The following is a 26,661-nucleotide window of genomic DNA, read 5'->3' on the forward strand; positions in this document are numbered from 1 at the left end:
CAGGCTCACTCGTTTGGTTAGCGAAACGCTGCGTCGGAGGCATCCGGTGGCATCCGCCAATCGCCTCGGGGCGACAGCGAAACGGAACCAACCTTTGGACCATCGGGAACACAGTTTCGTTTGAACTGGCTTGCAAAGAAGCGTTTGATAAACGTGTCTAACGTTTGATCGATTAAATCGTCGCTATGTGGTTCTCGGAAAGTCGTTTGCGAGGCTAAGAACCGCAGCTTGTCTCGATCACATCCGCCCCGGACAAAGTGATACAAGAAAAAATCATGCAACTCGTACGGCCCAAGTGACGCTTCGGTGCTCTGGCGAATCTGGCCATCAGCGGTGGGCGGCAATAACTCGGGCGAGATTGGAGTGTCGGCGATTTGGTGCAGCAGGTCTCTCATTTCGCCCTCGTACCGTTCGTCCGCAATGTAACGAACCAGGTAACGAACGAGCGTCTTAGGAATCGACGAATTGACGTTGTACATCGACATGTGATCGCCGTTGTAGGTGCTCCAGCCAAGAGCCTGTTCACTCAAGTCACCAGTCCCCAGGACAAACCCACGACTCATCAACAGAAGCGTCCGCATCCGAGCTTGCACGTTCTCGAACATTAAGTCTTTCGCATCGTCCGGAGTCGCCGACAACTCTGCTTGCAACTGCTCAACCTCGGTATCATCGTCGACCTCAATCCCCAGCGGTGAATGCTTGAGTCCAATAAAGGTATCCAAGGACAACTGCCGAATATCGACACGTTCGCATGTGACGCCCAGCAATCTCGTCAATTGCATTGCGTTATCACGAGTGTGGTCGGTCGTCCCAAAACCGGGCATCACCAGAGCATCAATGACAGAACGTTGACGCTTCAAATGATCGACTGCATCAATAGCGACCAAGATTGCGAGTGTGCTATCGAGCCCGCCAGAAATGCCAATCGACAGTGGTAGTGATTCGGGGAGCTGCTTGAGCCGTTTGACCAAACCTGCGGTCTGAATAGCCAGAATCTCAGCGCAACGTGCATTTCGTTCACTAGCATCGTCGGGAACGAAAGGATGCGGATCCACACGTCGCTCCAATTGATTCATCGAGCGAGGTTGTGATTCTTGCTGGACCTCAATTCGGCGATAGCGATGTGGCAACGAATCGCGAAAGTCATCGAATGAACCGACCACGCGACGATCGTGGTTGAGCCGCTGCAGATCAAGATCGCGAGTCAGCGACGTTGCTCCAGGCAACAACGGCTTTCCGCCATCCCCGATGCGTCGAGATTGACCTAATAAGGCTCCGTTTTCTGCGATCAAACAATGACCGCCAAAAACAACATCGCTGGTCGACTCATCGCCGCCTGCGGACGCGTAAACGTAACCAGCGATTAACCGGCCCGCCTGACTGACCACCAAGTCGTGTCGCCACTGGGCCTTGCCCACCGTTTCGTTGCTGGCCGATAAGTTTGCGATGACGTTGGCGCCGGCTACCGCCGCATGACTGCTTGGCGGCACCGGCACCCAAAGGTCCTCGCAAATTTCAACCGCGATGACCGCCTTCCCATCGACGAACAACAAATCCGTTCCAAAAGGAATGTCTTGTCCAGCAATGCGGACGTGCTCGGGGTCATTTTGCGTGGCCCCTCGGAAATGTCGACCTTCGTAAAACTCACGATAGGTTGGCAAAAACGTTTTCGGCACAATGCCATAGATCCGCCCATGCCCAATCACCGCGGCAACATTCATCACACTGGAATCAACCGCCAACGGCAAACCGACAATCACCAATCCGGTGTGAACGGATGTCGCCGCGACGATACGCTGCAACGCCTCGATCGCGGCATCCAGTAGCGTTTCAGTGGCGAAAAGATCACCGCACGTGTAACCGGTCAAACCGAGTTCGGGCAAAACCAGCAAGTCCGAATTCGCGAACTGCTCAATCGCGAGGATTGATTCACAGGCATTGAACTCGGGATCAGCAACTTTCAACCGAGGCCCGGCCGCTGAAGTTCGGTAATAGCCGAGTGACTGGAAGGTGTTTTCTGGCTTTTTCAAGACTGATCCGGCGGTCGGGAGATTTCGACTTTGACGGGTTGAGATGCGGCAATGGCAAGCGATACCGCCGACGGGCAAAGGCCATCGATCGGTCGGTTTCCAAGTATACCCAGCGATCGGAGAATCTTGCAGAAGACCAGCGAATTACGCCAATGGGATGCTTTTCAAACTCCCAAGAGGCGTGTAGGCGACGAATCCAGCGTTTCGCGGTCGCCCCCTTGGGTCTCCTCTTTGTGTAAGAAGGTAAATCCGCTTGTAAACCTTTCCACAATCGCGTGGTATTACAAAAAAACCACGAACCTTGAATTGCCGCAAGTGTCTGTAAACAAAGACGTTACCAAAAACACACGTTTTTTCATTTCGCTTTGGCACGGTTACTGCACTAACACTCTTTCGTTGCCAAGGAGGATTGGTGACCCCCGCCTATCACAACTTTTCAAAAATCGAAACCTAGTCGCAGCGTCGAAACATTACTTTTCGAAACTTGTGGACTTGGGCAAAAAGGAGAATGCCATGTTGGTTCTTACACGGAAGATCGACGAACAAATCAAGATCGGCAACGACATCACGATCACGATTATCAAACTACGCAACAACCAAGTTCGCATCGGCATCGATGCCCCTCGTGAAGTTCGTGTCATTCGCGGCGAATTGGAAACCGGTGCAGCAGAATCGGCATCTGCGGAAAGCAAAACGAAGCCATCCGCAAAGTCGCCCCAACCTGTTCAACCCTCCGCTTCGGCATCTCCCGCATCATCCAACCGAATGACTGCTTACATCGACGTGGACATGACTTCGGAAGAAGCTACCGAGGCATTCAGCCAAGCAGCATCCCAAATCCGCAATCCCATCGTTGACGGAATGATGTCGGCTGACGAACTCATCGCTCAAGCCGAAACGAGCGACGAAACCGTAGTGGAAAACGTCAATCCAACGGTTCAAATTATCAGCGGCAAGATCCGCACGAAGGCTCGTCAATCAAAGACCAACCTGCGGGCTCCTTTGTCGGACTTCTTCAGTGCCACCTAAGATGTGGAGTTTTTGAAACATTGGTGGACAATTTTTGACGCCGGGTGATTCCTGACCTAGGTAATAGTAGCCAAAACGCTACCAACGCCTCGGAATCATCTTATGCCTAGCGATCCTCGCATCCTGCTTGTTGACGACGACTTTCATCTTGCCGCTTCACTCGCCGAATGGTTGCGAGATGTCGGATTTGACGTCGACACCGCTTGTGACTTCAGCCAGGCCAAAAGCTGCTTGGCTGAGCGATCGTTTGAACTGATCATCACCGACCTACGTTTGGGTGATCAGGACGGATTCGACTTGGTCCGTTACGCGGCCAAGCATCACACCGAAACCGCCGTTTTGGTAATGACCGGCTACGCAACCCCATCCACTGCCGTTGAAGCAGTCCAGGCGGGTGCATTCGATTTGTTAACCAAACCGGTAATCGACGACGAACTGCTGTTGGCAATCGATCGAGCGATTAACCATCACCAAATCGAAAAAGAAAACGAGTCCCTGCGGCAACAACTCGACCGCCGTGCTGGATTAGAGAACATCCTTAGCCATGACTATCGAATGATGAAAATCTTCGATGTCATCGATTCGGTTGCCGATGCAAAAGCGTCCATCTTAATCACCGGTGAAAATGGGACCGGTAAGAGCATGATCGCGAGGGCGATCCACAACCGCAGCTCACGACGAAACGGCCCTTTTGTCGAAGTCGCTTGTGGAGCGTTACCGGATAACTTGCTTGAAAGTGAACTATTCGGACACGTTGCCGGTGCCTATACCGGTGCGAACTCTGACCGCAAAGGTAAATTCGAACTTGCCGATGGTGGCACGCTATTCCTGGACGAAATTGGCACCGCGACACCAGCAATGCAGGTCAAGTTGTTGCGAGTGCTTCAGGAATTTCAATTCGAACCGCTCGGTGGAATGGAGACACGCAAGGTCGACACGCGAGTGATTCTGGCGACCAACGATCACCTTGAGACTGCGGTCAGCCAAGGTACCTTCCGGCAGGACCTGTACTACCGAATCAACGTCGTCAACATCGTTTTACCGTCACTGCGTGAACGCCCCGGCGACATTCCATTGCTGGTGGATCACTTCTTGCGTGAAGCCGCTGAAGCCGCTTCCCGCGAAGTGGAATCATTCACTCGCGACGCGTTGAACACGCTGCAGTCCTACGCATGGCCCGGCAACGTTCGACAACTCGAAAACGTGGTCGAGCGAGCGGTCCTGCTTAGCAGCGGAAAACACTTGGGTGTCGAGGACCTGCCTCCTGAGGTTCAAGGCAACGGTGTCGCCATGTCGGCCAACGGTGTTCAGCATACGGGCATGGGAATCGGCTTTGGACAAAACAAGCCCGAAACGGAACCCAGTCATGGAACCGCTGTCTCGTGCATGCCCGGTCAAAGCTTGCGGGACGCACTGGAAGCCCCTGAGCGTGAGATCATTCTCCAATCGCTACGCCGCCATAACTGGAATCGCGTTGCTACTGCGGATGAACTGGAGATCAACCGTACGACGCTCTACAAGAAAATGAAACGACTCGGCCTCGATGATCCGCGTCTTCAGTACGCGATGTGAAGCTAGGCAACCGCCCTTTATCAAGGGCGTGTCGTTGCTAGTCCTCCGCGACAATCCCCTGGGGAAAGACCAATCGGCAGAATAGACTGGCGATCGGCACGCAAGCTTGCGATGGCCGGATAAATAGCATTCGCGGCTAGAATATTTGGAGTGGGTGGGACATGACGGGCATAGTCGTAACGGGAGCGTCCAGTGGAATTGGAAGAGCAATTGCACTTCGCTTGGCACAAGAGCACATTGCGCCAGCCAAACCACGGTCGCCTTCATCTTCCCATCTAACGGCTTCTGACTCATCATCGAAGATGATCGTGCACTACCGTTCCAACCAAAACGGTGCTGAAGAAACCGCGACGATGGTTCGCGATCTGGGTCTGAGCTGCGAAACGCTTCAGGCTGACCTCAGAGATTCCGCCCAAGTGATCCGTTTGGTTGAAGAATCCTTTTCGATTCTTGGTGAGGTTGCCGTTTGGGTGAACAACGCGGGCATGGACGTGTTAACCGGTGACACCAAAGATTGGACCTTTGACCAGAAGCTGAAAAGCCTTCTCGATGTCGACGTCTGTGGAACGATAGCGTTGTCTCGTTTGGTGAGCGAGAAACTTCTGAGCCAGTGTGAGCAGACTGCGAACAGCACGTCTCCTAATATAATCTTCGTCGGTTGGGACCAGGCGCCGCAGGGAATGGAAGGTGACGCGGGCATGATGTTTGGGCCTGTCAAAGCCGCCGTGATGGCTTTCGCCAATAGTCTCGCCCAAACTCTCGCACCAAACATCCGCGTCAACACGGTTGCTCCTGGATGGATCCAGACCGCATGGGGTGAAACGGTCCAAGGATACTGGGACGACCGAGCCAAGGCTCAAGCTCTAGTGAAACGATGGGGGCGTCCGGAGGATGTCGCCGAAGCGGTCGCTTATCTGACATCACCATCCGCTAGCTTCATCACCGGTCAAACCATCAACGTCAACGGCGGGTTCAACCGCCGATTCGATCGCGACTAGCCGACGAGCCATTCTTTTTTGACACACCGTCATTTTTGACAGGTTGTCAAATTCAAATTTCCGATCATAGTGGGGGGATGCCCACGCCCAAAACATCGGACCGATTAACGCCCAAACAGCTCGAGATTCGCCAACGCGGATCGCGAATTCTCGATTGCGCTTTTCCGATGGTTTGTGAAGGTGGGCTGACCGCCCTCAGCATGGACGCGATCGCCAAGGCGATGAACTGCACCCGCGGCACGATCTACAACCACTTCCCCAATAAGGAAGAAGTGTTGTTGGCCCTCGCGACCCGGGCGGTCCAGCGACGCATGCGTTTATTTCACTACGGTACCACGCTGGGCCGAAATACACGTGAATGCTGTGCAGCCATCGGAATCGCGGCCGAAGTGTATGCAGATTCCTTACCCGACGATTTTGCGATTGAACAGATTGCTCGCCACGACCCGCTGTGGCAAAAAGCATCGCCCAAACGTCGTGAAATCCTGCGAAAGTCCGAGCACCTTTGCATCGCCAAAGTTGGCGGAATCATCGAAGCGGCGATTCAAAACGGTGATTTGCCAGCGCCTGCTGGAAAGCAGAAACAGGGACTTGTCGAACGATTGGTCTTTGGCTTGTGGTCGTTGGTCTATGGCGGCTTAGTGTTAGAAGCGACCGGACGTGTGATGGCGGGCGACGATGAATCGAAGGCTAAAGAGTCGCCAACAGATCAAATGACCATCACGGATCCTCGCTCGGCGATCCGCCGCAACTGCAACTCCCTGCTCGATGACGTCGGCTGGGAACCTCGATACGATCCGAAGGCATACAACACATCGGTTCGGCGAATTCGTGCGAAGTTGATTGATCATGTTGAGGTCATTCGCAATGAGTTTGAAAGCGACTGGACCGAGATCGAGGCAACCTCATGAGTTGGTTTTACAAACTCTTGACGATGCTTGGGTTCGTCGTCGTGATCGCGGTGTTCTGGACGCTTGGTAACGCAGTTTTCACGAGGGCAACCCACGAACCGATGTTGCCACCTGAAACCGTTCGAACGCATGTGCAAGTTGCACGAGTCGGCGAAATAGAAGCTCCCCAACTGATCGCGACATACCGCGGTGAACTTCGGGCCCGACGGCAAAGCGAGCTTTCTATCCGGCGCAGCGGTCTGCTTGCCGAGGTGCTTGTGCACGAAGGCGACCGAGTAGCCCAGGGCGATGTACTGGCCCGTTTAGACGTATCGGACTTGGACGTTCGCGAACAAATGGCGGATGCTGAAGTGGACGCTGCATCCGCTGCGGCAACCGAAGCCGTTGCGGGACCACGGTATCAAACCTTGAACGCCGCTGCCGCCCGCGTCCGACAACTCAAAGCGAAGCTCGCATCTGCAAAAAACAGCTTAGAACGCCAACGCAAATTGTCATCGCGACAAGTCGGTACCGCTCAAGAACTGGATGACGCGACTTTCGAGGTTGCGGAGCTAGAAGCGTCGCTGGCCGCGTCAACGGCGGAGCTGGAAGAGCTGAACGAAGGCACTCGGTCGGAGCAAATACTAGCCGCTCAAGCCAACCGAGAAGCGGCTATCGCGTCTCGCAGGCAGTTAAGCGTTGATCGCCAAGACAGTTTGATTATTGCGCCCTACGATGGCGTGATTGCCAATCGTTTCGTCGATGAAGGTGAAATGGTTTCATCAGGCGAGCGAGTTTTGAGATTGCTTGAAGCGGATCCAGTGGAGGCTCATTTTGGCGTGCCGGCGGATGTCACGACAAACTGGCAACCCGGTATAGAACTGACCATCATGGTCAACGATGTCGCTTTCAAAGGGACACTCGCACGGATGCAGCCTCAGGTCGATTCCGTCACACGGACTCGCGGTATTGATTTTGAAATCGCCGCCACCGAAGGCCAACCCAATCTGTTGGATTCAATCTATATCGGGCAAACGGCGATACTGAACGTTCCGTCTGCGGCGTCGAGGCTTAATGAGTCGAGGGTTAATGAAACGGAATCCAGTGGCACACTACAATTCTGGACGCCCACGAAGTCGTTGGTGCGTGGAACCCGCGGGCTGTGGTCTGTTTACATCGCTGAACCGGAGTCCGTCGAACAAGTCTCTGAAGCCCTCATCGCACGTCGGGATGTCAAAGTCGTTCAAGCAGCAGGGCCGTTGAGTTTAGTGGAAGGCTTCGTGCGTCCCGGCGAGTGGCTTGTCACCGACGGAGTGCAAAAAATCGGTCCTGGCGTCCCGGTTGAAATCACCTCATCGATTATCGGCGGCGAAACCAACTCAATCGCTCACCGTGACGACACAACGAGTCCCATCGATCCGCGGCAAATGTCGGTGGAGCGATGATTGCACGACTGGCGAAGCAGTTCTTCAACGACTCGCGTTTACTCGTCCTCATCGTGTTGTTGATTTTGGTAGCGGGACTCAGTTCGTTGGCGGTCTTGCCACGAATGGAAGATCCCGTGCTCGCCAGACGTGTCGCATTAATCAACACGCGACTACCCGGTGCGGACGCCAAACGCGTTGAAACCTTGGTCACCGAAAAGATCGAAAATCACCTTCGTGATATCGAAGAGGTTAAGGAACTAAGATCCATTAGCCGGATCGGCATCAGCACAATTTCGATCGAACTACGTGACGACATTACACAGACCGATACCGTTTGGTCGCGAGTACGAAGCCGGATGGAAGACGCGGCGGCTGACCTCCCAGCCACCGCCAGCCGCTCTCAATTTGAAGAATTGGAAGTTCGTGCTTATGCGATGATTGTGGGTTTGAAGTGGGTCGGATTCGATTCATCGCCGTTTAACAAAACGAGCCAACCCTCCTTGGATCCGTCAACTAATTTTGACGCCAGGGTGCTTCGGCGGTTGGCGATCGACCTACAAGATCGCTTTCAAAACTTAAGCGGCACGGACTTGGTCGACCGATTTGGTGATCCAGGTGAAGAGATCGAAGTTCGTGTCGATCCACAGCGTGCTGCCGCACTGGGAATTGCCCCGTCTGACGTCGCGGCTACGCTGCGATCGTACGACGCCAAGGGCACCGCTGGCGTTCTGCGCGATGAAACCAATCAAATCCTTTTGAGCGTTGATAACCAACTCGACGTGATCACTCAAATCCGTGACGTGCCGGTTATCGGAACGAGCGGACGAGATGTGCGTTTGGAAGACATTGCCGTGGTGAGTTCGGGCACACCGAATCCGCCGGAACGTGCCGCTTCTCTGGACGGTACTCCTGCCGTGGTGCTTGGTGCGATGGTTCGCCCGGCATACCGAATCGATCGTTGGACCGTGGCAGCGGACGCGCTGCTTTCTGATTTCGAAAAAACGCTGCCGCAAGGCATCCAACTCGACACAGTGCTAAGACAAAACGATTACGTCAGTGCTCGGCTTCGTTCGTTGGCGTCGAACCTGTTCCTCGGCGCCATGGCGGTGGCCGGTGTGATCTGGCTGTTGATGGGATTTCGCTCGGCGTTGATTGTGACACTAACGCTGCCGCTGGCTAGCTTGGTTGTGCTGTTCGCGTTACGAATGGTCGACATTCCGATCCACCAAATGTCGGTCACAGGACTGATTATCGCTCTCGGGCTTCTGATCGATAATTCAATTGTGATGGTCGACGAGGTTCAAGGGCGTCTGCGTGAAGGACTATCGCCGACCGACGCGATGTCTCAAAGCATCTCGCATCTAGCGGTGCCGCTATTCGGCTCGACATTGACGACTGCTTTAGCGTTTGCCCCCATCGCGTTGATGCCCGGCCCCGCAGGCGAATTTGTCGGTGCGATCGCAATCAGCGTGATCTTTGCGATCTTTTCATCCCTGTTCTTAGCGATGTCAGTCATCCCGACCGTTGCAGCCAAGATTCTATCGAAGCATCGTGACAACTCCCCTGATGCTCACTCGGGAATTCGAATTGCGTGGTTAACGAGAGCCTTCGAGCGATTGCTGCGTCATTGCGTTTTACATCCATGGCAAGGGGTGGCGATCTCGCTGGTATTCCCGTTGATCGGCTTCGCAGCATTTCCGCTGCTACAAGAACAGTTCTTTCCGGCCAGTGGACGTGACCAGTTTTACATCACGGTGGAAGGTGCCTCGACGGATTCTATTGAGCAATCCCGGCGAACAGCAAACCGTGTGGACCAAATCGCTCGTGAAATGGGAGCCGAGCGGATTGATTGGTTCTATGGCGAAAGTGCACCTCAGTTCTATTACAACGTCATCGCGAATCGGCGAGGTACGCCCAGTTTCGCCCAAGGGCTTGTCAAGTTGCCCGACGGTACCGATCCGCTGCCAATTATCCAGACTTTGCAAGCACGCTTGAATCGTGAGGTGCTGTCTTCCCGTGTGCTGGTGAAGCAACTTGAACAAGGCCCACCCTTTGGAGCCCCCATTGAAGTGCGGTTGTTCGGGCCCGACCTGGATCTATTGCGTACCCTCGGCGAAGACGTCCGGGTAATGCTAAGCCGGATGCCAGAAGTTACCGCGGTACGCACCGATCTATCCGACGTGTTGCCGCAAGTTCGCTTCGATGTAAATGCGGCAAGCGCCGTCCAGGCCGGAATCTCGCCGGCCGAAATTGCCAGCCAATTGGCGATGGCACTGGAGGGGCAAAGTGGCGGCAGCATTTTGCAGGACAACGAAGAAATTCCGATCGTCGTCCGTGTGGGCGGTGAGGACCGCGGTAACTTGGCACGGATCGAAAACGTGGACATCCTGCTGCCGGCGAGTGCGAACTCGACATCAGAAAACAATGATGCAGACGCGGGCGGTTCGAATTCCCGACGCGTGACGCCTTTGTCAGCCATTGCAAGTGTGAAGCTGGAACCGCAAGCTTCCGCGCTGCCGCGTTTAAATCGGATGCGGATGAATGAAGTCGCCGCCTATCTATCGGCGGGTGTATTGCCGAGCGTGGTGCAGTCACGTATCGAGATGGAACTCGTTGAATGGGAATCACAATTGCCTTCGGGATATTCGATGGTCTACGGCGGCGAAGCGTCTAAGCGAGACGACGCGATGGGTAACCTGTTTTCGACGGTGGGCGTGCTGGGGGTGACGATGTTAGCGACCCTGGTTTTATCGTTCGGATCGTTTCGCATGGCGGGTATCATCGCACTCGTCGCGGCGATGTCGATTGGACTGGGATTGGCCGCATTGAACATCAGCGGCTATCCGTTCGGTTTCATGGCAATTATCGGTACGATGGGATTGATTGGGGTCGCAATCAATGATTCGATCGTGGTGCTGGCTGGAATCCGAGCTAACCCTCTAGCGGTCGCCGGTGAGGTTGATGCCGTCGTCCACGAGGTCATGCATACGTCGCGGCACGTGGTGGCGACCACACTGACCACGATGGCCGGGTTCACCCCGCTCATTTTGGACGGCGGGGGATTCTGGCCGCCTATGGCCGTGTCGATCGCCGGCGGTGTAGCGGGTGCGACTTTATTGGCTTTGGTGCTGGTTCCATGTTTGCACCAATGGATGCTAAAAGGTCGGGCTTGAACGGGTTAATCCGATCGTCCGACGGTCTTGGCGATCCCCGCAAAGTTTGCGGGTTGATCGAGTAAGGAAAAGGATGCAGATGAGCCGAAGGCTATGGGTACGCAGTCACTGGCAAGACGTGGAGAGTCATTTCCTCATTACCGGTGGCACAAAGGATTGTGATGGCTAGAAACAGATAGCCGTTTGCGTGACTTGTTGGTTTCCACCAGGCCACTCCAAATGATCTAACAGCACCCGTGTCCACTCCTCCCCCCAGCTACCTCAAAGTACTCCGCCCAGATCGCGACGGGGATTCCGCCGACGAACGGAATTCGACTGCCACCGCGACCCGCGAAGCCGACTCGAGCTATGCAAAATCGTCACGGGCAAACGAGCAAGTTGTCGAGGGCTTCTGGCGAGCCTACTCGGATGCAACGGGTCTACGGATTGACGCCGGATCGTCTGTAAATCCAGCGAGCCCAGGGTCGACAACTTCCGACTCGAGCACGCCCCTGGATGTGAACGACACCACGCCAGTCACGCTAACCGAAGCCGGTGCTCAGGAACTCGCCAAAGCGGCTCAAGAACTCGCGGATCAACTTCAAAGCCAGCAAGAGTTGCTGAAAGCACAACAAGTTGAACTGGCCGCCCGCGCCGCGATCCTCGGCAGCCATCGCAGTCGTCTTGCCCTGGGCGACCAAATCGACCAGGTACTTTCCGACGCAGTATCGGCAACAGGTACAAACTCAGCCGCGATCTACATGCTCGATGAGTTGACTGAAGACTTGGCGACACGCTTCGTCTACGGTTTGTCTCCTGTGCAACGGCTGGGAACGAGCCGGCCTTTACGAGGCGCCCGGATCGATTTGGAATCGATGATTCAAGGTGTGGTGGCCGTTGATGATTTGAACGCTGGATCGCGGGATCTTTACCGAGCACCCGAAGCCGCGGATTCCGCAATTTGTGTCTGTCTAGGCGACATCGATCTTCCGATTGGAACCTTGTGGCTGTTTGGCAACACAGCACAAGAATTCTCGGACATGCAAACGGCATCGGCACGCCTGGCAGCGGCTCACATTTCCAATTTGCTCGAAACGGCCGGCAACCACTCCAGTTCCGCACCAACCAAACTGAGTGTGACGGATTCGGAACTCGATGCGGCCGTGGATGAGATTCCCGGCGAAACATTCGCACAAATCCGCGAACTGGATGAAGTTCGTATGGGAGAGTTCTCCGACAATGTTGCGGTCTCTCCACGAGTAACCTCCGATGCAACAATCAATCGTTGGTCTTCGGAATTGTCCAACTGGCAACACGACACATTGCCACTAGGTCAACGCCTGACTCCATCGTGGACCGTCGATGGCATGATCGAGTCGCCTCTATCGATCGCACAAAGCTGGCATCACTGGGACGTGTTACCCGACGGTGTGATGACAATGGCCATGTGCCAACAGCCTGCTGGCGATGCGTCCAAGAGCAAAGAATCGATTATTGATCTAACGTCCACGCTCGACGCGACCGTTACCCGTGCGGCGTTGCAAGCTCACACTGGCTATCGTCATTCACCCGGCGATGCCGTGATGCGTGTCCTGGATACACTCTTGCAAGTACGCGATGGAGCGATTGACGAGACGGGGCAACCGAATCTTTCGTTGTTCTATGCTCATGTCGATCCTGACACAGGACACACTAGCATCGCATCGGTGGGTGATTGGTCGACTCTAGTCGTCTCCAAATACGGTTTCCGCCCGGTCGGAATGAGCCAACCCAATGATGTTCGCTCAAACGAATTCATGGGACGACAAACTGCTGCTGTTCGTGAAACGATGCTCCAACCCGGTGAAGTATTGCTGGTTACCGGTCGCGAATGGATGGGTACCCGCCCCCATGAATCCATGTCCCGCGACTCCCGTGCACAGTCAGCTCAAAACCGTATTGGAGCTGCGATCCAGCAGTCACTTCGTGAAGGCGAACGCAGTCCACTGGCTGCGATCCGGCGACTGTTAGCATCATCAGCGTTGACGTGCGAACGAACGGCGATGTCGCTTCAATACCTAGACAACGCTGCTGAGTGAAGCTTCTCAAGATCGTGCCGGAGCATTGTGCGTGATTGATTAACCGTCCAGGGTCTGTTCCCACCAGCCAACCACACGCTGGCTAGAGGGAACAGGCCCTACGCCGTTTCAATAATGCTCAAAGGCGGAATATAGAACGATGAAGTAGGTCGTGCGGTAAGCATAGCGAGTGCAGAGTGAGTAAATTCGTCACGCTCACTACTGGATGAGTTGACGTTCAAGGCCAGTTGATAGAGATTGCTCCTTTCGCCCGATGAAGGCGAAACAAACCGCTTCTCGACAATCCAATCGACTGACCGCCATGCCAACGAATATACTTCCGCTACGAACGGATCGTCTGCTAGATCGCTTTCTTCGGTACGTTCGTGTGGAAACCACGGCGGATCCTCAATCATCGAGCTACCCCAGTACCGAGGGGCAACGAGAATTGGCAAAGATCTTAGCCAATGAATTGACGGCGATGGGGCTGGACGATGTGCAACTGACCGACGATGCACTTGTGATCGCAACGGTACCGGCAACCATTCAGGGCGATCTACCCGTCGTTGCCTTGGTCGCTCACATGGACACGTCGCCGGATGCTTCCGGAGCGAACGTCGATCCACAAGTAGTTCAAGAGTATGCCGGTGGAGACATCACACTATCCAATGGCAAGGTGATTTCCGTCGCTGATTGTCGTGAACTGGAATCAATGGTCGGTGAAACATTGATTACCACCGATGGCACCACGCTACTGGGTGGCGATGATAAAGCCGGCGTCGCGATCATCATGGAAGTTGCCCACACACTGGTCGAGCATCCTGAGATCCCTCACGGTCCGGTGCGAGTGGTCATGACATGTGATGAAGAAATCGGATTCGGCACCGACAAAATCAACCTTACCGAACTGGGCGCGACGGTAGCCTATACCGTTGACGGCGGGGGTCGCGGCGACATCGATGTCGAAACGTTTTCAGCCGATGCGATGACCGTCACCTTCGAGGGCTACAACATTCATCCAGCGATCGCGAAAGATCGCATGCGGAATTCCATTCGGGCCGCAGCAACCTTCGTCGCGTCGCTTCCCCAAACGGAACAAACGCCTGAAACGACGGACGGTCGTGACGGTTTCATCCACGTTAATGACATTGTCGGTGGTGTCGGTCAAACACGCGTACACCTTTTGCTTCGAAGTTTTGACAGCGACGAGCTGAATGTGTTTGCGAAACAGGTTCGCGAACTGGCCGAAAAGGCTGCCGCTTCGATCGACGGAATGGGCTGCGATTGCCAGGTTCGCCGCCAATATCGCAATTTGCAAGAAGGACTCGCAAAGCTACCCGAAGCGGTGGACCTAGCCGAACAGGCGTTCAAGTCTCTTGGAATCCAATCCACCCGGGCGATCGTTCGCGGCGGAACCGACGGCAGCCAACTTTCCGAAAAAGGACTACCGACACCTAATCTTTCCAGTGGTCAGCACAATATCCACAGTGTTCTTGAATTTGCCAATTTGCATGAAATGGCCGATTCTGCCTCGCATCTAATCGAGTTGTTGAGACTTTGGGGCGAAAAACGATCGTGATTGACCTAGCGGACGCCGAAGGACGCTTGGTATCGCGGGTCTTCTCGGATGCTTCCTACCAGGAGTCTTTTCTTATGTTCGAGTTTTTGAAGAAGTTTGCCCCTGCGGCGAAATCGCGTCAGGATGACGCGAATGGTGATTCAAAGAGTGATCTTGTGTTCTGGGTCGACATGCCCAAAATACCTAAGCCACCCACTCCTCAAACGCTCACCAAGGTCCATCGATCCCCGGTCAGCCACAAATCCATCAGCCATGCACCGGTTAGCCAAACCAGCACGGCGATTTCCCATGCCGCTGAAACGGCAACCGATCGTTTGGGGTCACACCGCGAACGATTGTTGGCGATGCGACTGGAACACCTCAAGTTGTGTCCACCGAAGCGGTGCCAACAACTGGCCGATCTAGGCGTTGTGACCGCCGGCGATCTAGTTTTCGGTGATCCCAAACGGATTGCCGCTACTTTCCAAAGCCCAGCTCGAGCCGAACGAGCCATCCGACGATACCGAGCCGCCATCCGACTCGCGTCTTCGATCGATTCGATGATGCCTCGCGATGCGTTGTTGTTGGTGTCGATTCATCGCCGCAGCGTGGCCAGTTTGTCACGTGAATCGGCTGCTCAACTTCATCGCGATCTTGAGCGGTTCTCATTGAGCACTCGTGGCAGCAAGATGATTGGTCGACGTGGCATCCCTAGCCTACGCCGCGTCAAGTCCTGGGTTGCCACCTGCCGCCAGCTTGCCGAAACCGCAGGTACGGCTAGCACCTGCCAACCAGCTTGGTCGTAACCGGCTAGCCTTTGGTTTCACTAACATGCCGTATGCAAAAAATTGCAGCGGCGAGTTGATAGGTGATTTACACCTGATCCCTACAACGCAGTTGCTATCCAAGCAAAACATCTGCGAACTTCTTAAGAACTTTGCAGCGGCTTGGAATGAGATAGAGAGCTGACCAAACTTGCCGTATTAGGTTTCTTGACCACCGCCGAGCTCGGTGATCGCTTCGCTTGATAGATGCCCGAAATTAGCGACTCATAGCCAGCAACCATCGAAGTCAAGGATCCGGTTTGGATAACCCGTTGACGCCCCCGCTCGCCCATACGATTTCGCAGCTCAGCATCACTGAGTAACGTTCCAAGAGCCTTTGCGTAACCACCAACGTCTTCACTAGCGACCAACATTCCCGTTTCGCCTTCGATCACCGTTTCGCTGATCGACCCCACATCGGTCGCAACAACCGGGGTCTGGCAGGCAAGCGCCTCCAGAATCGAAACAGGGGACGCTTCATTGAGCGAACAAAGCGTGAACACATCCATCGCGGATAGCAGTCGCGGAGTGTCGCTGCGGTTTCCCAATAGATGCACCCGTTGATTCAGCCCTAACTGTTCGCGGAGTGGTTCGATAGTTGCCCGCTCAGGTCCCTCACCGACAATCAAAACGTTTAAGTCGGGATGAGACTCAGTCAACTGAGCGACCGCATTTAACAACAACGAGTGATTCTTTTCGGGACGCAGCGCTGCCACAATACCGCACAAGGGGGTGGATCCAGCGAGTCCTAGCTCGCGACGAACCTCTCGACGTGCCTCGGAATCCGCTTGAAACCGATCACAATCGATGCCATTGCGAATCACGTTAACCTTGTTGGCAGGAAACTTTTCAAAGTCCCGTAAGAACTCTCCGTGAGAGTCAGCCACACCGATAAAAGCATCGGTCACGGGAGTCAAAAGTCGGTTCAGCTTTCCCACACCATCCGGCCAACCAGTGGAATGCAATGCTGAGGCAATGACGGGAACACCAGCCAGTTTGGCGGCCAATCGTCCCCAAAACATCTTGTCACCCGCACCGACGGTAATCACGGCATCGGTATGACGCTTGCGAAACAATCGCACCAACCGAGGCACCACCGCCAGATCATACTTTCCACCAATCATGTTGGAATGCAACGGAAACTCTTTGGCTATCTCATCACCCAGCGGGCCAGGTTCCTTGAGACAAACCACTTCGGGTCGGAAACGGTTGGGATCCATTCGCCGCATCAAATTTGCCAACAGCGTTTCGGCACCTCCCACCGGCATCGAAGTAATGACAAAGCTACAAGTCAGAGGACGTTGAATATTGGACATGAGGTCGAGACAAAGTGGTCGGTTTAAGAGGTGACGCTGCTCAACGAACGGATCGGCGTCGCTGGTACGTGGGTGGGTCTGGCCCGAAACTGAATATCGACCGGATGTACATTCCCGACCGCTTCAGTGTGATTCAGTTAAGACGGTACGAAGAGTGAAGGGATCGAAGGGAAGTTGACCGGAGCAACAATCCCACCGGTCGTTTCTTCGAGAATATCTGTATCGGGAAGAACCGGTTCGGAATGACACTTTCGTTCATCGAAACTAAGCCAATTGCGTAGTCGTGCAAACTCGGGATCACCATGGATACGGCGGATATGAAAGGGATCACCGCCGACGCGGTTGTAGGCGCCGTAAGCGCTGCACACACCGCGAATCCCACATTGCCTTGCGGTTTCGAAGACGGCTGGACGCATCTGCTGTGGCATTCCAAACGGTACCGCAAAATAGTTCACCGGATGATCGATCATGTTTTCCAAGTCCGCTTTCGCGTCGACGATTTCAGCCCGCAGTTTCCTGACGTCTGTCACTTGGTTGAAATCAATATGGTTCGCCGTGTGGATTCCGATATCGATTCCACCGGCAATCGCTTCTTTCAGTTGTTCAGGCGTGTTGACTTCGAGCAGGCGTCCCGACTGAACATCATGATGAAAGGGGATGTTACGACGAATGTGTTCGGTCGTAACGAAATACGTGCAGGGGATTTTTTTGCTGCATAAATACGGCAGCGCGAATTCCGAGTTTTCGGCATAGCCATCATCAAAGGTGATCGAAACGGCGGGCCGAGGTGAGCAGCCTGTTTCAAGCCGGTTCTGAGCTTCGGCCAACGAGATCAATTCGAAGTTTTCTTGGATGTACTCGATGTGCTGTTGAAATTTTGCATTCGAGATCGTCCAAGGATTCGGAAACCGATCCGCAACGCGGTGGTAAAACAAGACCGAGATGGGAGCCTGGTTGAGTTGTGCCAATTCCTCGAGCCGATCTTGACGCGCCGATCGCTGTGCGAGATAGCGGGCATTTAATGCGAGACTTCGAATTGGATTCATTGTGATAACAATCAGAGGGAGGGGCTACCTAAAGAAGGTCTAAGTCACTCCTAACACCCAAACGGGTAGTCTGTCACACTACCGCCACCACTTGTTTCCAATCCCCGGCCGGGTTTTCGGGTTGTTCCGAATATGCTGACGCGACGATCTCAACCATGACTGTTTCCAGTTCCAAACGAATTGTCATCATCGGTGCGGGTGCCGCTGGCATGATGGCCGCTGCCGTCGCCGCCCGGCGGGGTGCCCAAGTGACTCTTGTGGAAAAGAATCGTAAGACCGGCGTGAAAATTTTGATGTCCGGCGGGACCCGCTGCAATTTAACTCAGGACACCGACGCTCGCGGAATCACCGACGCCTTCGGCCACGCCAAGCGGTTCTTGCAACCTAGCGTTGGTAAGTTTTCACCCACCGATGTGATCGCTCACTTCAATGCACTGGGCGTTGGTACCAAGCGTGAAGTAACTGGTAAAATTTTCCCGGTCAGTAATCGAGCCTTGGACGTTCGCGACGCGTTGCACCGTGACATGATCGAGGCAGGCGTCTGTTTAAAAACGGAATCAGCCGTTGAATCGATTACCAAAGTGACAACGGAATCCAACGGAAACGAAACAGCGGATTCGACGCAGTGGAAGATTTCGGTGACATCACGAATCGGCACACATGAACTAATTGCTGATGCCGTGATCGTGACAGCAGGCGGGAAAAGTTGGCCGGGTTGCGGCACCACCGGAGACGCCTATGCGTGGCTGGCAAATTTGGGGCATACCATCGTAGCCACACGCCCAGCACTCGTGCCGCTTGTCGGTGGCACCGAAGGCACACGAGCTCTATCAGGTCTGACCCTGGACGATGTGGTAGCCGAAGTCTTTACCGATGACCACCGCAAAGGCAAGAAGCCCAAAGTCAGCCGCCGTTCTTCTTGGCTGTTCACGCATTTCGGTTTCTCCGGACCAGCCGCCATGGATGTCAGCGGGACGATGACGGCAATGAACTCGATGAAGCTAGCACGTCTCAAACTCGATTTGCTACCCAACGTTTCCGAGGAAGAACTGAACCGCGTGTTATCTTGCCGTAGTGGTGGCAGCGGCAAGCAAACCGTTTCATCGCTTTTGACCCAGTGGCTTCCTAATCGGCTGGCGGCGGAACTGGCAACGGCTTGTGGTGTGCGCACATCCGAAGGTGAAAAACCACTTGCGGAATGCTCCGCAGCCTCCATGCGAGAATTGGTTGATTACTTGAAGCGGTGGCACTTGCCGGTGAACGACACCCGTGGATTCGCCAAGGCCGAAGTCACCGCTGGCGGTGTAAGCCTGAAAGAAGTCGATCCACGGACGATGGCCAGTCGTCTGCACGATGGACTCTTCATCGCGGGCGAAGTTCTCGATGTCGATGGCTGGATTGGCGGCTACAACTTCCAAGCCGCGTTCAGCACCGGTCGAGCGGCCGCGATCGCCGCAACTGAAACGCAATAAGTTTCCACATCAACCGAAAAGTTGCTACGACGTGCGACCAATATTAAGCGGCGCTGATTTGGCCGTCTTCACTGACATCTTCAAAGCGGATCGAGACTTGCTTACTGACGCCTGATTCTTGCATCGTCACACCGTAGAGCGTCGTCGCCGCCGTCATGGTCTTCTTGCTGTGCGTGACCACAACGAACTTGGACTGATCCAAGAACTCGCTCAACACGGTAACAAAACGCCCAATGTTTGCTTCATCGAACGGTGCATCCACTTCGTCCAAAACACAAAACGGGCTAGGCCGATACTGGAAGATTGACATCAAGAGCGCGACCGCAGTCAACGCTTTCTCACCACCGGACAACAACGAATTACTGAAGCTTGGTTTACCAGGCGGAGTCGCGACAATTTCAACACCGGCTTCGAGTGGATCGTCGGAATCTTCCAACACCAAGTCAGCGTGACCACCGCCAAACGACTTCCGGTACAGCTTTTGGAAGTTCTGGCGGATCGCTTCGAGCGTGTCCAAGAACAATCGACGCGAATCTGCGTTGATGCGGGCGATCACTCGCTGCAACGAATCCTTTGCCGCGGTCAGGTCCTGGTACTGGCCATGCAATTCGTCATAGCGAACTTGCAATTCGTTAAGTTCTTCGAGGGCTTCCATGTTGACCGAGCCGACGTTTTGAACCTGAGACCGCAGTTTCGCAATTTCGTCATCGACAGCCGTTCGGTCCTCGATTTCCGCAAGCTCTTCAGGTGGCTCATCGTTACGAAGATCGATCCCGTAGTCCTCCGAGATTCGCTGAGCCAAGGTTGTTTGCTTCAACTCGGCGGCATCTCGCGCCGTCGTGATACTGGCAACCGCTTCGGCAGCGGCAGTGACCGCTTTGATCGCCGCCTGGGTTTGCGTTTGCACGCTGCGTGTGGCTTTGCGTTCGGCATCCGCACGAGCAGCCAAGCTACGAAGCGTCGTATCGGACGCCTCGGTTTCGAACATCAATTCGGCAAGCCGGTCGTCTGCTTGAAGGATGCGTGTTTCCACCTCAGCGATCCGGCGACGCGTATGAGTCATCGCATCGCGAATCTCCTGTTTGGCCGCCTCTCGTTGGCTTTGATCTCGTCGAGCGACTTCAGCAGCGGTAGCCAGCGATTCGACTTGTTGTTCCAAACGGGCCGACTCAACCGAAACCGACATCGCTTCGCTTTGAACGGCTTGCAAACGACTCGTCGCGTCAGTCAATTCCGCTTCGACTCCACCCCGCTGTTCTTCTAACAAATCGATCGAAGCCTTACCCGACAAGATCGACGCCCCTAAAGCTTCATCTTGAATCTTCGCAGCGTCGAGAGCGTCTTGATTTTCGGCACCTGCGTTTCGCAACTCATCCACCGATGTTTGTCGGCTGGCGAGTCGCTCCGCTACGTGATGCTGTTTCGCTTCAGCGGCCGCGTGACGTGTGATCCATTGACGCTGGGTTTGTTCGAGCCGTCCAAGCTCCGCTGCGTTTTCGTCGATCTCTTGACCGAGACGCTCGATTTCCTCTTCGCCTTCTTTAATTTGAAACGAGTAGTGCTCAATCTCATCTTGGGCAGACTTCAGCTCACTGCGGCGGCTAACTAATCCGGTTTCACCACCGGGAGGCCCCACCACACTTGATCCATCATTATCAAGCAAGTCGCCCGTGGCGGCAACAAACCGTAGCCCAGCACCCGACAACTTGCGTAGGCCGAGGGCCGTTCCCAACGAATCGACGAGCCACGTATTGCCCAATAGATGCTTCACCAAAGGTTGCAAATCATCGGCGCAGTCCACCATCCGGTCGGCGCGTCCGATCACGCCGGCAAGTCCGTCCAAACGTATTCGATCACCGGGACGTCGGTTGGGAAGCTCGTCCAACCGAATGATTCCGACTCGGCTGGCGATCTTGATTTGCCCTGCTGCAATCGCATCGCCAATGGCACCGCCGCGGACGATCACGTATTGAGTACGGGGACCAAGCGCTGCATCGATCAACGGTGCCACCTGACGGTCCACGTTGAAACAATCCGCGACGAGCCCCACGAGCTGCTTGCGAAGTTCACCTTCGGGCAGGTTCAAGATCTCTCGCACACCGCCGCTAACACCCTCTTGGCGTTTTTGCAATTCAGCCAACACCTTGGCTCGTTCGGAGATCCCCTGCAGACGAATCTTCAGCGAGCCGATGTCATCCCGCCGTCGTTCGAACAATCGACGCGTCTCGGCGAGCTTCGCTTCGGCGATTTCAACCAGCTTTTGAGAAGCTTCAATTTCGCCCACCAGGGATCCAACGTAAGCGGTCGCTTCGTCGTATTCCGCTTTCGCCTGAATCAGGCTCGCTTCGGCCGACTCACGATTACGGAGCGTTTCGGCGATCGCACGATCCGCTTCGACAATTTGTTGTTGAACGCGTTGGCGATTCGCCTCGTGATCGGCTACCCGTCGCACTGCCGCCAGGTGTTCTCGCTGGAGTTCGTCTCGACGGTTTTGCACCGCGTGCACTTCAGCCTGCAAACGATCTCGATCGGCGGTGATCGAATCTTTCCGCTTCGAGATCGCCGCCGTCTGAGCCTGAGCGACTTCCAGGTCATCAATTGCTTTTTGCAGATCCGCCGTAGCACTGCCGGCGGCCGTTCGGGTGATCCGCAATCGGCGATAGTGCCCGGCCAGGGCCCGACGTTGTTCGGCAAGCGTGGTTTGATCCGAATCCCGACGCCCTTGCAAACGAGCGATCTCGCCGGTCAGTTCACCGCGAACTCGTTCCGCTTCGCGAGCTTCATCGGCGATCGTTTGCAAACGGATTTCGGCTGCCTGACGCTGCTCTTCCAGTTCCTCGCGAGCGGTCTCGGAGGCTGCGTGGTGAGCGACGGCGTTGGAGTACTTCGACTGGGCCGATTCCAGTTGCTCAGTGAGGCTAAGCCAATCCGTCCACGCGACGACGGTACGAAGTTCCTTCAGCCGGTCGGTTGCTTGACGATATCGTTCGGCCTTGCCCGCTTGGCTCTTCAACGTCTTCAGACGCGTCGCGACTTCATCAACAATGTCACTCAGGCGGGTGAGGTTCTGCTGGACACGGGTGAGTCGCCGTTCCGCTTCGTCCTTCTTCGCCTTGAAACGACTGATCCCCGCCGCTTCCTCAAAAATCGCTCGTCGATCCTTCGCATTGGCCTGAAGCATGCGATCGACTTTGCCCTGTTCGATCAAGCTATAGGCGTCGATGCCGATGCCGGTCCCGCGAATCAACGCTTTGACATCCTTCAGCCGCACCGCCTGGTTGTTGATCAGGTACTCACCTTCTCCGCTGCGGTAGACCCGCCGGGTGACGTGAACCTCAGGCGCGTCGACCGGAAGTTCACCGTTGGTGTTGTCAAAGATGATCGTCGCTTCGGCTGCCCCGGCCGGACCACGGGTTTGCGATCCTTTGAAGATCACATCGGACATGTCCTTGCCGCGCAGGCTCTTGGCACTCTGGCTACCGAGCACCCATTTCATCGCATCGACGATATTGGACTTCCCCGATCCATTGGGCCCAACGACGACCGTAATGCCGTCTGGGAAGTCGAAACGAGTTCGATCCGCGAAACTCTTGAATCCGGCCAGCTCGAGGGCTTTGAGCATAGAACAGAAATGGCCGAACGCACGAGGAGGAATCAGAGGTGAACAACAGCAAGATTAGACAAAACGCCCCTAAAATCCTAGTTGATTCGATCCAAACAAGCCGCAAAAACCGACTTAACCCCGTCCGACTGGTCCGATTCACGGGTAGTTAGAGGATTACGCTAAATAGGCAAATTGCGACAATTCCTAATCCAGCCACCATTTTCCCCACTGTCCCGGTCGTTCGGCCCCAGAAAGCCGCCCTCCCGATCCGCCAATTTTCGCGCCAAGAACGCCCGTCACTCCATTCTGCAAGCATCGCACCGGCCGTCGCCCCAAGCCCCCCGAATAGCAAGGCGGCCAAAACCGGCCCCAATACCGGCACCGGCAAACCGATGATCCCGCCGACAATCGCCCCGGCTATCGATCCCAAGATCGAATAGAGCGTCGCTCGCCGACTCGCCCCCGCTCGGCTGGCTCCCACCGCCCCGGCGGCAAACTCAAAAATTTCCCCCAATAGCCCCAGCCCAAATGCAGCCATGACCGGCGTCATTCCCATTTGAACCCGGCCCGATTCAGGCCCCAACCACGCAAACAGGGCCATCGCCAGGATGGCCAGCCAGTTTCCTGGCAGCGAAATCAGGTTCAAAAACCAGGCTCCAATGCACAACAGCACCAGACCGATTCCAAGTGCCACGGTACCACCGGCTGTCGCGGCTTGGACAGTAACTTCCCAGCCCGACTGGAGCCATTGCCAGCTTGTTTCAAAAATCCCGCTAGCGAGCAGTTCAGTCATAACGACAAAATGAAAAAGGAATGAAGACGCCAACACGGCTCTGGAAACCGCATACGATGGCGAACCCTGGATTAGCCGTTTTCGTCTATGGATGCAATCAACGCAATTCACCTCGGATCACCGCAACGCCCCAAATCGAGTTGGTAGGGGAGCCGAACGATGACCGTCAACAGTGGCTTGCCGCTTCCTGGGCGGGTAAGATAATGCAGGTTCGCTGCGACACGCAGTGCAATCAGGAAGCCAAACAATCGCCAAACTTAGTGACTGATTCATTTCATCTTCATTGACGATGATGATCGTTCACATAGCGGAAGGACCAAAGCATCCATGAACACGCGGGCTCTCGACACAAACGTGTTGGTTTTGAATCGTTTTTACATGGCTGTCAGAGTCGTCAACGTTCGCCGAGCGATGACTCTGTTGTATCGAGAATGTGCGGAAGTCATCGATAACGACGACGGAACCTACATCAGTCACAACTTCGAAAGCTGGTGTGAACTCAGCCACTTGGCCGCCTTGGATAAGCAACCCGACGAGGATTACCTCAAGGCGGTTGACTTCGAAATCAAGGTACCACGTATCGTTCGCCTCACTCGGTTCGATCGCATGCCGGTCCAATCGGTGCGATTCAATCGACGTAACTTGTTCGCTCGCGATGACTACCGATGCCAATATTGTGGCAAAGCGGAACCACTTAACAAGCTAAGCCTTGACCACGTTGTACCACGCTCCCATGGCGGTGCGACGACCTGGGAAAACATCGTTTGCAGTTGCATGCGGTGCAATAGCCGCAAGGGTGGACGCACACCTCAACAAGCTCGGATGAAGCTGCTTACCAAACCAGCCAAGCCACGCTTCAATCCGCTGATGACGCAATCCGTTGACGACCCGCGTTATGAATCGTGGAAGACCTTTTTGCAAACGTCTTGATACGCAAGCCATCGTCGAACCATTGCCAAAATGGTTTGGCGGGCTGTGAAGCGTGGTGCATTGAAGAGTCGGGCTTTGAAGAGTCAGGCAGTTCCGTGTCGGGCCGTGTCGTCTTCCGTTGAGCAAATTGGCCTCAATCAGTGAGGCCGGAACCAAGCATGCATTCGTGCGTCGCTGAACAAGGCAGTCAACCGGTTTACTGCGGCAACACGTACCAGACGATGCCCACAAAGTGCACCACCGATGCGGCCATGACCATCAAATGCCACACCGCGTGCATGTACCGCACCTTTCGGTCGTTTACCAATGCCACCACGCCCAGGCTGTAGGTAACTCCGCCGGCCAACATGGCTAACCCCAATCCCAATGGCACGTTCCCCAGCAATGGGATGACGGGCAGCCAGCCCAACGCCAGATAGCTCCATGTGCTGATGGAGTGGATACGGTGCTTGCGAAACGCTTTGTTGACAAAGCCCCATCCCGCCGCCAGCCACATCAAAATCAACAGCAAAACTCGATAGTCTGGCTCGGCAAATCGGTATGTGATCGGTGTGTAAGTTCCGATGATCATCAAATAGATCATCGCTTGATCCCAGGCTCGGAATCGATCCAACAAGGGACGCTCTAAAAACGTATGCGACAATGTCGAGCATACAAATGTCCCAACAACCGTAAGTCCGTACGCGCCGCATGCAATCGCTAAGCCGGTGCTGACCGCGGACGCTTGAACCACTAACCAAACCGTCAGGACACACCACGAAAGCGCCGCGACGCCGTGCGTCAGCGCGTTGGCCCACTCTTGATCCGGTTGGATGGGCGGTGATTGATCGATGACCGTCGTACTCATTCGTTTTCCTTCACAGAGTCCACTCCGTTTAGGTCCATGCCGTCTAGCCAGCCACTATCTCGTATCCAGCTTAAACACAATTCCGGCCATAAATCATCGGCTCGTCCGTCCTTACGAGCACCGAAGCCGTGCCCGCTACCGCTGAACACATGCAGCGCCGATTGCACCTTAGCGCGGTGCAACGCTTGAAACAACATCACGCTATTGAGCACCTGATGCGGGTCATTGTCAGCATGGGCAAAGAACATCGGCGGCGAGTCTTGATCGACGACGATCCCGTCTCGGAACTGTTCCGGATCCTTGTCTTCAACGATCCATGCGGGATAGATCAAGCACGCAAAATCGGGCGGGCTGATTTGCTCGTCCGATTCGTCGACGGACTCGTAATACCGTTCTTTGGCGACGGAAGCATGCACGGCAGCTTTCCCGCCCGCTGAAAATCCCATCACGCCGACATGATCAGGCTTGCTCGAAAACACTTTGCCTGCACGAACCAAGGCAATCGCCCGCTGGATATCTTGCACGACCGGCTTCCAAGCGACTTTCATCTTGCGAGTGGGGACGCGGTACTTCAAGACGGCCGCCGATACGCCGCCAGCCTGCAACTGCCGCGCGATCTCGATTCCTTCCAAATCCCAAGCCAGGATACTGAACCCGCCGCCCGGACAAATCACCACACTGGCTGGCGAGGCCTTTCCGCTGGCGTCGGTCGCCTCGAAAACGTGTAACTGTACTTCGGTAACATTGCTTAGCCGAATCACATATTCGTCAGCCACCTTGCGACTCGATTCGTTGGAACTGTCCGCCTCCGGTTCGGTCGGTGCCATCCAAACCGGTGGTGACTCAGGCCATACCTCAATCACTGTCGGAGCACCGGCCGATACAGAAACGGCCCCTACGAGCATCAGCAGCATCACGATACTGGTTCGGCGGATCACGTCTCGGATCATCTTCATCACAAGCAAACTTCGTCGAGCAAACATTAAAACACCCTATGGCAAGTCCATGACTGTACCCCGTCCGGCGTACCACCGATATTCCCCCGTGTGATAGCGTCAACGCATGACCCGGCTGGACTACCCTGGTTGGTCATATTCAATCCACGATATACTTTTG

At 54.9% G+C, this 26,661-nt stretch carries 19 protein-coding genes; 12 read left to right on the top strand and 7 right to left on the bottom strand.

The genetic code is table 11. The annotated features are described in order from the left end of the window. Window positions 1-17: 17 nt before the first annotated feature. Complete coding sequence (locus ACR3ZL_RS18940; RefSeq protein ID WP_473651537.1) at window positions 18-2,030, bottom strand: NAD(+) synthase; 2,013 nt, start codon at window positions 2,028-2,030, stop codon at window positions 18-20. Window positions 2,031-2,543: 513 nt separating this feature from the next. Between ACR3ZL_RS18940 and ACR3ZL_RS18945 the strand changes: the two genes are divergently transcribed. From ACR3ZL_RS18945 to ACR3ZL_RS18985, 9 genes are all read left to right on the top strand, one after another. Next, entirely contained in the window at window positions 2,544-3,059 is a 516-nt protein-coding gene (locus ACR3ZL_RS18945) for a carbon storage regulator (RefSeq protein WP_473651536.1), read from the top strand. Window positions 3,060-3,161: 102 nt separating this feature from the next. Further along, the gene (locus tag ACR3ZL_RS18950; protein WP_473651535.1) at window positions 3,162-4,631 is read left to right on the top strand and encodes a sigma-54-dependent transcriptional regulator; all 1,470 of its coding nucleotides are present in this window, start codon (window positions 3,162-3,164) and stop codon (window positions 4,629-4,631) included. A 302-nt stretch (window positions 4,632-4,933) separates the two neighbouring features. Continuing rightward, complete coding sequence (locus ACR3ZL_RS18955) at window positions 4,934-5,629, top strand: SDR family NAD(P)-dependent oxidoreductase (RefSeq protein WP_473653515.1); 696 nt, start codon at window positions 4,934-4,936, stop codon at window positions 5,627-5,629. Between the two features lie 77 nt (window positions 5,630-5,706). After that, window positions 5,707-6,540 (top strand): TetR/AcrR family transcriptional regulator, encoded by an 834-nt coding sequence (locus ACR3ZL_RS18960; protein ID WP_473651534.1) that lies wholly within the window; start codon window positions 5,707-5,709, stop codon window positions 6,538-6,540. Then, the gene (locus ACR3ZL_RS18965) at window positions 6,537-7,964 is read left to right on the top strand and encodes an efflux RND transporter periplasmic adaptor subunit (protein WP_473651533.1); all 1,428 of its coding nucleotides are present in this window, start codon (window positions 6,537-6,539) and stop codon (window positions 7,962-7,964) included. The genes ACR3ZL_RS18960 and ACR3ZL_RS18965 overlap by 4 nt, the downstream gene beginning before the upstream one ends. Further along, on the top strand, window positions 7,961-11,119 hold the full coding sequence (locus ACR3ZL_RS18970) for an efflux RND transporter permease subunit (protein WP_473651532.1): 3,159 nt from the start codon (window positions 7,961-7,963) through the stop codon (window positions 11,117-11,119). Before ACR3ZL_RS18965 ends, ACR3ZL_RS18970 begins: the two co-directional genes overlap by 4 nt. A gap of 236 nt (window positions 11,120-11,355) precedes the next feature. Next, window positions 11,356-13,176 (top strand): GAF domain-containing protein, encoded by a 1,821-nt coding sequence (locus tag ACR3ZL_RS18975; protein ID WP_486172878.1) that lies wholly within the window; start codon window positions 11,356-11,358, stop codon window positions 13,174-13,176. A gap of 301 nt (window positions 13,177-13,477) precedes the next feature. Beyond that, the gene (gene pepT / locus ACR3ZL_RS18980; protein ID WP_473651529.1) at window positions 13,478-14,734 is read left to right on the top strand and encodes a peptidase T; all 1,257 of its coding nucleotides are present in this window, start codon (window positions 13,478-13,480) and stop codon (window positions 14,732-14,734) included. 74 nt (window positions 14,735-14,808) lie between these two features. Then, entirely contained in the window at window positions 14,809-15,519 is a 711-nt protein-coding gene (locus ACR3ZL_RS18985; protein WP_473651528.1) for a DUF4332 domain-containing protein, read from the top strand. A 122-nt stretch (window positions 15,520-15,641) separates the two neighbouring features. Here the strand turns inward: ACR3ZL_RS18985 and ACR3ZL_RS18990 are convergent, their stop codons facing one another. After that, window positions 15,642-16,853 (bottom strand): glycosyltransferase family 4 protein, encoded by a 1,212-nt coding sequence (locus tag ACR3ZL_RS18990; protein WP_473651527.1) that lies wholly within the window; start codon window positions 16,851-16,853, stop codon window positions 15,642-15,644. A gap of 137 nt (window positions 16,854-16,990) precedes the next feature. Further along, on the bottom strand, window positions 16,991-17,899 hold the full coding sequence (locus ACR3ZL_RS18995; RefSeq protein WP_486172879.1) for a polysaccharide deacetylase family protein: 909 nt from the start codon (window positions 17,897-17,899) through the stop codon (window positions 16,991-16,993). Between the two features lie 155 nt (window positions 17,900-18,054). Between ACR3ZL_RS18995 and ACR3ZL_RS19000 the strand changes: the two genes are divergently transcribed. Further along, entirely contained in the window at window positions 18,055-19,371 is a 1,317-nt protein-coding gene (locus ACR3ZL_RS19000) for a BaiN/RdsA family NAD(P)/FAD-dependent oxidoreductase (RefSeq protein ID WP_473651525.1), read from the top strand. 43 nt (window positions 19,372-19,414) lie between these two features. Here ACR3ZL_RS19000 and smc read toward each other — a convergent pair whose 3' ends face one another. Both smc and ACR3ZL_RS19010 read right to left on the bottom strand, forming a co-directional pair. After that, complete coding sequence (gene smc, locus ACR3ZL_RS19005; RefSeq protein ID WP_473651524.1) at window positions 19,415-22,993, bottom strand: chromosome segregation protein SMC; 3,579 nt, start codon at window positions 22,991-22,993, stop codon at window positions 19,415-19,417. 148 nt (window positions 22,994-23,141) lie between these two features. Then, a complete protein-coding gene (locus ACR3ZL_RS19010; RefSeq protein ID WP_473651523.1) occupies window positions 23,142-23,768 on the bottom strand; it encodes a DUF456 domain-containing protein in 627 nt (208 codons plus the stop codon). Between the two features lie 20 nt (window positions 23,769-23,788). On the opposite strand from ACR3ZL_RS19010, the gene ACR3ZL_RS19015 reads away from it, so the two are divergent. Next, window positions 23,789-24,055 carry a hypothetical protein gene (locus tag ACR3ZL_RS19015; RefSeq protein ID WP_473651522.1) on the top strand — a complete coding sequence of 89 codons (267 nt, stop codon included), beginning with the start codon at window positions 23,789-23,791 and terminating at the stop codon, window positions 24,053-24,055. A 91-nt stretch (window positions 24,056-24,146) separates the two neighbouring features. Continuing rightward, on the top strand, window positions 24,147-24,698 hold the full coding sequence (locus ACR3ZL_RS19020) for an HNH endonuclease (RefSeq protein WP_486172880.1): 552 nt from the start codon (window positions 24,147-24,149) through the stop codon (window positions 24,696-24,698). A 196-nt stretch (window positions 24,699-24,894) separates the two neighbouring features. Here ACR3ZL_RS19020 and trhA read toward each other — a convergent pair whose 3' ends face one another. Then, window positions 24,895-25,545, bottom strand: coding sequence for a PAQR family membrane homeostasis protein TrhA (trhA, locus tag ACR3ZL_RS19025; protein WP_473651520.1), 651 nt, complete (start codon window positions 25,543-25,545; stop codon window positions 24,895-24,897). Further along, the gene (locus ACR3ZL_RS19030) at window positions 25,542-26,528 is read right to left on the bottom strand and encodes an alpha/beta hydrolase (RefSeq protein ID WP_473651519.1); all 987 of its coding nucleotides are present in this window, start codon (window positions 26,526-26,528) and stop codon (window positions 25,542-25,544) included. Before ACR3ZL_RS19030 ends, trhA begins: the two co-directional genes overlap by 4 nt. Between the last annotated feature and the right edge of the window lie 133 nt (window positions 26,529-26,661).

This window comes from Rhodopirellula sp. J20-39 (genome assembly GCF_057365095.1).

Bases quoted from the DNA above. Each gene is read 5' to 3' on its own strand.
- ACR3ZL_RS18945 (WP_473651536.1), top strand. From the start codon at position 2,544: ATGTTGGTTCTTACACGGAAGATCGACGAACAAATCAAGATCGGCAAC.
- ACR3ZL_RS18950 (WP_473651535.1), top strand. From the start codon at position 3,162: ATGCCTAGCGATCCTCGCATCCTGCTTGTTGACGACGACTTTCATCTT.
- ACR3ZL_RS18955 (WP_473653515.1), top strand. From the start codon at position 4,934: ATGATCGTGCACTACCGTTCCAACCAAAACGGTGCTGAAGAAACCGCG.
- ACR3ZL_RS18960 (WP_473651534.1), top strand. From the start codon at position 5,707: ATGCCCACGCCCAAAACATCGGACCGATTAACGCCCAAACAGCTCGAG.
- ACR3ZL_RS18965 (WP_473651533.1), top strand. From the start codon at position 6,537: ATGAGTTGGTTTTACAAACTCTTGACGATGCTTGGGTTCGTCGTCGTG.
- ACR3ZL_RS18970 (WP_473651532.1), top strand. From the start codon at position 7,961: ATGATTGCACGACTGGCGAAGCAGTTCTTCAACGACTCGCGTTTACTC.
- pepT (WP_473651529.1), top strand. From the start codon at position 13,478: ATGCCAACGAATATACTTCCGCTACGAACGGATCGTCTGCTAGATCGC.
- ACR3ZL_RS18985 (WP_473651528.1), top strand. From the start codon at position 14,809: ATGTTCGAGTTTTTGAAGAAGTTTGCCCCTGCGGCGAAATCGCGTCAG.
- ACR3ZL_RS18990 (WP_473651527.1), bottom strand. From the start codon at position 16,853: ATGTCCAATATTCAACGTCCTCTGACTTGTAGCTTTGTCATTACTTCG.
- ACR3ZL_RS18995 (WP_486172879.1), bottom strand. From the start codon at position 17,899: ATGAATCCAATTCGAAGTCTCGCATTAAATGCCCGCTATCTCGCACAG.
- ACR3ZL_RS19000 (WP_473651525.1), top strand. From the start codon at position 18,055: ATGACTGTTTCCAGTTCCAAACGAATTGTCATCATCGGTGCGGGTGCC.
- smc (WP_473651524.1), bottom strand. From the start codon at position 22,993: ATGCTCAAAGCCCTCGAGCTGGCCGGATTCAAGAGTTTCGCGGATCGA.
- ACR3ZL_RS19010 (WP_473651523.1), bottom strand. From the start codon at position 23,768: ATGACTGAACTGCTCGCTAGCGGGATTTTTGAAACAAGCTGGCAATGG.
- ACR3ZL_RS19015 (WP_473651522.1), top strand. From the start codon at position 23,789: ATGAAGACGCCAACACGGCTCTGGAAACCGCATACGATGGCGAACCCT.
- ACR3ZL_RS19020 (WP_486172880.1), top strand. From the start codon at position 24,147: ATGGCTGTCAGAGTCGTCAACGTTCGCCGAGCGATGACTCTGTTGTAT.
- trhA (WP_473651520.1), bottom strand. From the start codon at position 25,545: ATGAGTACGACGGTCATCGATCAATCACCGCCCATCCAACCGGATCAA.
- ACR3ZL_RS19030 (WP_473651519.1), bottom strand. From the start codon at position 26,528: ATGTTTGCTCGACGAAGTTTGCTTGTGATGAAGATGATCCGAGACGTG.